10 protein-coding genes are annotated in these 8,114 nt (G+C 31.3%); 7 read left to right on the top strand and 3 right to left on the bottom strand.

Annotated elements, in window-relative coordinates; translation table 11 throughout:
* The 6 genes from ACXJH6_RS06545 to ACXJH6_RS06570 all read left to right on the top strand — a co-directional run.
* Window positions 1-279 (top strand): hypothetical protein (locus tag ACXJH6_RS06545; protein ID WP_456470956.1); only part of this gene is annotated, 279 nt, incomplete at its 5' end.
* Window positions 280-287: 8 nt separating this feature from the next.
* Window positions 288-2,297, top strand: a complete 2,010-nt coding sequence (brxL, locus tag ACXJH6_RS06550) for a protease Lon-related BREX system protein BrxL (protein WP_456470957.1) — start codon at window positions 288-290, stop codon at window positions 2,295-2,297.
* Between the two features lie 17 nt (window positions 2,298-2,314).
* Window positions 2,315-2,626: an MTH1187 family thiamine-binding protein gene (locus tag ACXJH6_RS06555; protein WP_456470958.1), complete on the top strand. Its 312-nt coding sequence runs from the start codon at window positions 2,315-2,317 to the stop codon at window positions 2,624-2,626.
* Window positions 2,619-3,101 (top strand): HIT family protein, encoded by a 483-nt coding sequence (locus ACXJH6_RS06560; protein ID WP_456470959.1) that lies wholly within the window; start codon window positions 2,619-2,621, stop codon window positions 3,099-3,101. The genes ACXJH6_RS06555 and ACXJH6_RS06560 overlap by 8 nt, the downstream gene beginning before the upstream one ends.
* 19 nt (window positions 3,102-3,120) lie before the next feature.
* On the top strand, window positions 3,121-4,263 hold the full coding sequence (locus ACXJH6_RS06565) for an FIST C-terminal domain-containing protein (protein ID WP_456470960.1): 1,143 nt from the start codon (window positions 3,121-3,123) through the stop codon (window positions 4,261-4,263).
* On the top strand, window positions 4,260-4,868 hold the full coding sequence (locus tag ACXJH6_RS06570) for a GGDEF domain-containing protein (protein ID WP_456470961.1): 609 nt from the start codon (window positions 4,260-4,262) through the stop codon (window positions 4,866-4,868). Before ACXJH6_RS06565 ends, ACXJH6_RS06570 begins: the two co-directional genes overlap by 4 nt.
* Here the strand turns inward: ACXJH6_RS06570 and ACXJH6_RS06575 are convergent.
* The 3 genes from ACXJH6_RS06575 to ACXJH6_RS06585 all read right to left on the bottom strand — a co-directional run bounded on the left by ACXJH6_RS06575 (window position 4,860) and on the right by ACXJH6_RS06585 (window position 7,208).
* Window positions 4,860-5,165, bottom strand: a complete 306-nt coding sequence (locus ACXJH6_RS06575; RefSeq protein WP_456470962.1) for a F0F1 ATP synthase subunit C — start codon at window positions 5,163-5,165, stop codon at window positions 4,860-4,862. The two genes, ACXJH6_RS06570 and ACXJH6_RS06575, sit on opposite strands and share 9 nt — an antisense overlap.
* Before the next feature lie 115 nt (window positions 5,166-5,280).
* Window positions 5,281-6,357, bottom strand: coding sequence for a pyridoxal phosphate-dependent aminotransferase (locus tag ACXJH6_RS06580; protein WP_456470963.1), 1,077 nt, complete (start codon window positions 6,355-6,357; stop codon window positions 5,281-5,283).
* Window positions 6,354-7,208, bottom strand: coding sequence for a hypothetical protein (locus ACXJH6_RS06585; RefSeq protein ID WP_456470964.1), 855 nt, complete (start codon window positions 7,206-7,208; stop codon window positions 6,354-6,356). Before ACXJH6_RS06585 ends, ACXJH6_RS06580 begins: the two co-directional genes overlap by 4 nt.
* Window positions 7,209-7,481: 273 nt before the next feature.
* Here ACXJH6_RS06585 and ACXJH6_RS06590 point away from each other — a divergent pair, with 273 nt between their 5' ends.
* Window positions 7,482-8,057, top strand: coding sequence for an ankyrin repeat domain-containing protein (locus ACXJH6_RS06590; RefSeq protein WP_456470965.1), 576 nt, complete (start codon window positions 7,482-7,484; stop codon window positions 8,055-8,057).
* Window positions 8,058-8,114: the final 57 nt, after the last annotated feature.

Raw genomic sequence — 8,114 nt, forward strand, 5'->3', positions numbered from 1 at the left:
GTAAGTGAGAAAATAAAACCGGTTACTTTAAAAGTTTATTTCAAATTGAACGATGAAATACTATCTGATATAGAACAGATAACATTTGATATAAAAGACGAATATGAAGAAAATAGAGAAAAGAAAATTAAACTTACATTCAAAAATGAAATAAAAAATTACAACAACAAAGAAATTAGCCTTGTTATTGAAAAAGTAAAAGACGGTACGAGTTTTGTGTATAAAGAGATGAAAGTGAAGGTAAATATTGCATTTTTTAATGAATTTGATGAATGGTAGGAGGGGAAATGAGAGATAAATTAAATACTTATTTTGCGGGGAAGATTGTCAGGAAAGATTTGACGAAACTTCTTAAAGAAGGGGCGAATGTTCCTATTTATGTGCTTGAATATCTGCTTGGAATGTATTGTTCAAGTGATGATGAAGAGGTTATAAACGAAGGAATAGAAAGAGTTAAACAGATTTTAGCTAAAAATTATGTCCGTCCGGATGAGAGAGAAATAGTCAAATCCAAAATAAAAGAAAAAGGCAGATACAAAATAATTGACAAAATTTCAGCAAAACTTAATGAAAAGCAAAATGTCTATTTGGCTGAATTTCAAAATCTTGGAATCAATAACGTATATATCGACGAAGATACGATTAAAAAATATCAAAAATTGCTTGCCGGCGGGATTTGGTGTATTGTAACGATGGAGTATGTTTTTGATGAAAACTCTCATTTTTCTCCTTTTGTTATAGAAGAGATTAAACCTATTCAAATGCCTTATTTCAATTTTGAAGAGTTTGTGCAAACAAGGCAATATTTTACAAAAGAGGAATGGATTGATTTGGTTATCAGAAGCACGGGGATGGAGCCGAATGAGTTTGATGAAAAAACAAAATGGCATCTAATGGCAAGGCTTATTCCTTTTGTGGAGAATAATTATAATTTAACCGAGCTAGGTCCAAGAGGCACTGGGAAAAGCTTTATTTACAAGGAACTCTCTCCTTATTCTATTTTAGTAAGCGGCGGTCAGACGACTGTTGCAAATCTTTTTTACAATATGGCTTCTAAACAGGTAGGGCTTGTCGGAAATTGGGATGTTGTGGCTTTTGATGAAGTTGCTGGGATTAAGTTTAAAGACAAAGACGGTATTCAGATTATGAAAGATTATATGGAAAGCGGAAGTTTTGCAAGAGGCAAAAATCAGATTCAGGCAAAAGCCTCTTTTGTGTTTGTGGGAAATATTGACGGAAGTATTGAAAATTTGGTTAAAACTTCACACCTACTTAGTCCTTTTCCGAAAGAGATGATTGACAGTGCATTTTTTGATAGATTCCATGCTTATATTCCCGGATGGGAAATACCGAAAATGAGACCGCACTTCTTTACTAATGATTACGGATTCATAAGTGATTATATGGCTGAATGGATGAGAGAGCTTCAAAAATATAACTTTTCTAACGCAATAGAAAAATATTTTAGACTCGGAAAAGATTTGAACCAAAGAGATGTGAAGGCTGTAAAAAAAACAATCAGCGGACTTTTGAAACTAATTCATCCGGATGAAAAATATACAAAAGAAGATGTAAAAGAAGTTTTAGAATACGCACTGATTCTTAGAAGAAGAATAAAAGAGCAGCTTAAAAAAATAGGCGGAATGGAATTTTATGATGTTAATTTTTCATATATCGATATCGAATTGAATGAAGAAGTGTTTGTAAATGTGCCTGAGAGCAGTTCAAAAAGTGTTATTCCACCGGATTTACCGGCAGGTAGTATTTATACCATTGCAACAAATCCGGAAACTTCTCATAAGGGACTTATAAGATTTGATTTGCAGGTAATTCCGGGAAGCGGAAAATTTGAGCATACGGGATTTAGCACAGTTAATAAAGATGAACTAAAAGAAGCAATAAGTTATATTCAGGCAAATCTAAAAAGAATCTCATCAAGTGTCAGTTTTAAAAATTTCGATTATCATTTAAGGGCCACTGATGTAAATTCTATCGGTAAATTCAGCGGAATTGAACTAAGTATTTTTATATCCTTATGCAGCGGTATACTAGATAAAAAACCGCTTTCACAAATGGTGGTATTAGGTTCTATGAATATCGGAGGTGCGATAATAGGAAGTGACAATTTAGCGAATAGTTTACAGATTGCAGCCGATAGCGGTGCTAAGAGAGTATTGCTTCCGGCAATAGATATGAATCAAATAGCAAGTGTCCCAGTTGATATTTTAAGTAAATTTCAGTTAATAATATATTCAGACCCAATAGATGCAGTTTATAAAGCACTTGGAGTTGAATAAAGAAAAAAGGAGTGTTTATGTCAGTATTAGTTGAATTTGCTATGTTTCCTACAGATAAAGGTGAGAGTGTAAGCGAGTATGTAAGCAGGGTTATAAAAATGTTTAAAGAAGGGAATGTGCCTTATCAGCTGACTCCTATGGGAACGGTTTTTGAGACGGATACGATTGAGGAAGCCACACAGATTATAAACAATGCCTATAAATTGTTAGAGCCTGATTGTAACAGAGTTTACACAACAATTAAAATGGATATCAGAAAAAACAAAAAAAACAGGATGAAACAAAAAATCGAATCTATAGAAAAGAGAATAGGGAAAGTAAATGGATAGACTGTATGCCCCATGGAGAAGGGAATATCATACGAGTAAAAAAAGCGGTTGTGTTTTTTGTGATATTGCTTCTTCTCCTAAAAACGATGATGAAAATCATGTTTTTTACAGAGATAATATCTGTTTTTTTGTAATGAACAGGTTTCCTTATAATCCGGGTCATTTTATGATAATTCCCAACAGACACGTGGGAAATTATGAGGATTTAAGCGAGGATGAGGTGTGTCATATTTCAAAAATGGCTCAAAAGGGGTGTAAAATTCTTAAAGATTTCGGAGCGGACGGTATAAATATGGGATGGAATCTTGGATTTGACGCAGGTGCCGGAATTCCCGGACATATACACTTACATATGGTTCCAAGGTTTAAAAGAGATACCAATATGATGACGACGGTTTTTGATACAAGGGTGTACAGTGCGGATTTTGATAAAATATATGAAAAAATAAAGAAGATTTCAAAAAATTATTTATAGTTTTTATAAGGAAATAATTATGATTGCAAAAGTTTTTAAAAGTACTGATAATTCCTTATTGTTTGCGCTTGAAAATCTAAAAGAGGAAATAGAAAAAGAATTTAATAGTTTTGACTTTTTAATTTTTTCTGTACATTCAAAATATGATTATAATGATATCAACTACTATATAAAAAAAGTTTTTAAAAATGCTGATTATGTTGCATTTAATGGAATTGATTCTTTTGTAGATAATTCAATAGTAGAAGGAGTTAGTTGTTGTGTTATAAAATTTGTTAAAGATGGAAAAATTTCTACTTTTTTTATAGAAGATATTTCTTTTGACAATTCTTTAAAACAGACAGTTGATTATTTAAATGAAAATAAAGAGAAATTGCATATTATTATAGGGAGTCTTGGAAGTAATAAAGTTAAGATAGGGGAGTTTATTGAAAAACTTTCTTTAAAACTTAATTATCAGCCTGTAAATAATATTATCGGAGGAATTTCTTCTGGAATTATTAATGATAATGAAGCAATTGTTTATCAATATATTGATAACAGAATAATTAAAAACGGTTTTGTAATTTTATCATTTGAAAATGTTTCGTATGAAATAGGAATATCTCTTGGATTTAAACCTTATGGAATTACTTATGAGGTAAAAAAAGCAGACGATTATAAAATTTATTCAATAGATGATGGCAAAAAGTTTTCTGATGTTATTAAAAATTTTATGGAGAAGATTGATAACAAAGATATAAGGTATTTATGGTATACGCCAATTTATTTTTTAGATGAAACTGACGGGTATGTTGCTACGATAAGAACTATTAAAGATGTAAAAGAAGAATATATTGAATTTTTTGGTCCTATAAAAAGACATCAAAAATTTAAGTTTTCATTTGGAGATTCGGAAATTCTTTTAGAAGAAGATAAAAGAAATGCTTTAGATTTAAAAGAGAAAATGCCTTATCCGGAGCTTATTTTTAATTTTTCCTGTATAGCAAGACAATACGTTTTGGAAGATAAGCAAAAAGAAGAAATAGAACTTTATACTTCTATTTTGAATGCTCATTTGTTTGGTTTTTTTACTTTTGGAGAAATTGGTCCTGATAAAAATTTCAAAAAATTAAAACTTTATAATGAGACATCACTATTATTAGCATTGGAGGAAAAATGAGAGAGAAAATTAAAATAAAAATACTTCAGGCTTTATTAGAAGAAGTAACAAAAAAATATGATGATTCTATTACTGAAAAAGAGAAGCTTTTGCAAAAAATGTTTGAAATGGCTGTAAATGATTCATTAACAGGTCTTTATAACAGACAATATATGCAAAATTATTTATTAAATTTGATAAAAAAAGCAAAAAGAAATAAAAATGAAAAATTTGCAGTGATTTTTTTAGATTTGGATAACTTTAAATCTATTAATGATAGTTTTGGACATAATAAAGGAGATGAAATATTAAAAGAAGTTGCTAATATTTTAAAAAATTCATTTAGGGAGTGTGATTTAGTTAGTAGATATGGTGGAGATGAGTTTGTTATAATAGTTGAAAATCCTTCGTTTGAAGTTTTAGACAACCTTAAAAGCAGGCTAAGGAATATAATTGAAACTGAGTTTAAAGATTTTGGAATTTCTGTAAGTATTGGTTTTTCTTGTTTTCCAAAAGATATAAGTAATGTTAAAGATGAAGAAGAAATAATAAATAAACTGTTGACTATAGCAGATAATAGAATGTATGAAAATAAAAAAGAAAGAAAGGATAAAAAATTATCCTAAGAACGGATTAGCGTATAGAGCGATAAGAGCAAGTACAAGTGCGTAGATAACTTGCGCTTCGATCATCGCTAATGCGATGAACATTGTACCCATAAGTTTACCACCCATTCCAGGGTTTCTTGCAGTACCTGCGATAGTTGCCGCAGAAGCGTGTCCCATACCGATTGCACCACCAAGTGCCGCTAAACCAAGACCTACAACAGCAGCTACAACGCTGTAAGCTTTAATCATTGCGTCTCCGTCAGCTGCAAATGCGAATGCTGCGAAAATAGCCATAAGTGCTACGATTTTTTTCATGTCAACTCCTTGTATAATATTCCTATTACGCTATGCCCGTTCGGCTTGCGTGTCCCTACTTAACACATAGCGCAGTGAAATTATAGGCAAATTCCCGTAAAAACGCAATATTTTTTCATATTTTTTTAATAAAATTTTTTATTCTTTGGGCTCCTTTTTTCAATTCTTCAATATTTTTAGTATAAGCAATACGAATAAAGGTTGGGTAATTTCCAAAATCAACTCCCGGAGTTACGGCAACTTTTGCTTCTGTTAAAAGCGCGTCGCAAAACTTTAAGGAATCATTTGAATATTTGCTTATATCATACCATAAATAAAAAGCCCCATCAGGTTTTGCTATCGGAAAAATATCTTTAAGCTCGTTATATAAAAAATCCCTTCTTTTTTGAAATTCTTCTTTTACTTCGGATAAATATTCATAATCAAACGCTTCCATAGCGGCGTATTGTGATAGAGTAGGGGCTGAAATTAAGATATTTTGGGCAATAATTTCAGCTTCTCTAACTAAATTATCAGGTACAATCATCCAGCCGATTCTAAGACCCGGCATACAGAAATACTTGCTAAATCCGTTAATGATTATTGCGTTTTTATTGTATTTTAAAGCTGTGGTGTAATCGTCTGTGTAAACAAGTCCGTGATATAGTTCGTCGCTTATGAGAAGTTTATTGTTTGTGTTGCAAAATTCGCATATTTCTTTTAATTCTTTTTGATTATATACACTTCCTGTAGGGTTGTTTGGAGAGGAAATCATAAGTGTATCGAATTCGTATTTTTTTAAAACTTCTTTGTTTAATTTATATTCAGGAAAAGAGGTCGGAATTTTGATAAATTTTTTATTTTCAAGTTCGGCAAAATTTTCATAACACGGATATCCGGGAGTAGGGGTGGCAATTTCTTTAGCAAAATAAAAGGCTATTAAAAAAGCAGTGGAAGTTCCGGTCGTTATTATTATATTTTCCGGATTTACATTAACACCGTAAAATTTCTTATAATGAGAAGCAATTTTTTTTCTTAATTTTTCTAGACCCTTGGCTTCCGTATAGTAAAATTTATCTTCTTTAACTGCTGATAGTAAGGATTCTTTTACTTTGGGGCTAGGAGATAAGTCCGGTTCTCCTATTTCGAGGTGTATTACATCGCTTAGTTCTCTGGCTTTTTTGAGGATATCCATAACGATAAAAGGTTTCATTTTTCTATTTTCCTTGGTATTGAGATGTTTTTTGCTATTGTGGAAATTATTTCTTTTTCTTTTTTTAGGGTTTCTTTATGTTTTTCTTTAAAGCCTTGAATGTTTAGGCTTAAGGCTTTTAGTTTTTTTTCATATTCTTTAAGTTTTTGTTCGCTTTCATATATCAGTACTTCAAATCTTTTTTTTTGCATATAGAAGATTAGGTGTCTTTCTTTAAATCTTTCTTTGGTATGTATTTTTTTCAGATGAGGCAGGATACTTGAAGATATTCTTTTTTCTGCAAGTTTAATATCAGATATAAGGCTTTTTAAACGGTTGACTTCTTTTTTTAACGATTCAAGTTCATTTTCCATTTTTAAAAGCTGTTTTTTTACTGTTTCTATTTGGGTTAGTTGTTGTTTAAGTTCGGGAATCGGGGAAGTGTGTCTGTTTTTGTCAAAAGGGTACATAACAGGATATATAAGTTTTCCTTTAGGAGTAGTGTAAAACTCTCTCATATCAGAAATAAAACGGTTTAAGAGCAGATGGTTTTCTTTAATTAAACTAACTATATAAGAAGCAATAGTTTTATGGATTATCATATCCTTTTTTAAATCTTCTTTTATCAAATAGGCGCTAAGCAGTTTTGCGTCGTCCTCTTTTAGCCCCTTTGATTTAAGTTCTTCTACGATTTTATTAAAAATACGTTTGAGAGAATAATCTATGAATTCTCTGTAAGTTAACATTAAGGGTGATATGGTTTTATCTTTTATTTTGCTTTTTAAGAGTTGATTGGTTATTCTTTTTAAAAACTCTTTTACTTCATCGTCATCGGTAAATATGGAGTATTTTAATTCTTCTAACTTTTCCATCATCTTTTTTTGATAAAATTATATCAAAAAGGTATTTCGTTGGGAGAAAAAGAGCTTGAATTAATAGAACTTTTGAAAAGAAAAGAATCAAATGAGAAAATTATCAGTTTTTATGAATTTAATTTTAAAACTCCTCCCTTATTGGAGTTTGAAGTTGCTTTTTGGCCGGTTGAATACGATAATCTTCATTTATTGGAGTTTTTTCATAAAAAAGGTTTAAACTTAAGGATTTTCGAAGATTTTTATTTCCAGTACGCATGCGGGGTAGGGTATTTGGATATAGCTAAATTTTTGTTGAAAATAGGTGCTGACGTAAACGCCAACAATTCGGCTGCTTTTATTTATGCAGCCGCTAACGGTCATTTGGAAATTATTAAATTTTTAGTAAGGCATAAAGTAAATATTCATGCAAGATTTGATTTGGCAATAGTTCTTGCCGCTAAAAACGGACATTTGGAAGTTGTCAAATATCTGCATGAACTTGGTCTTAATATTCAGTCCAATTCGAACGCCGCTATAAAATACGCCGCTGCTAACGGTCATAAGGATGTTGTCGAATATTTAATGAAAATGGGGGCCGATTATCATACCACCGATGAGTATCCTTTAAGAAAAGCCGTAAAAAACGGTCATCTTGAGATTGCTAAAATGCTTCTTGATAAAGGAGCCGACCCGAATGCCGCAAATTACGAACTTATACAATGGGCTATCGAAAACAGAAAACTAGACGTTTTAGATATGCTTTTGAGCTATGGGGGCAGACCTGATATTTTTGATAAGAAATATATTAAAATGGCAAAAGAGAAAAAAGACCATGAGCTAAGACAGCTTTTGGAGAGTTATTTGTGAGCGAATATATTGTTTTGGCTTTTGTCGGTTTTATAGCGGCTTTAACTCCCGGGCCAG

The sequence above is a fragment of the Caminibacter sp. genome, from assembly GCF_053999135.1.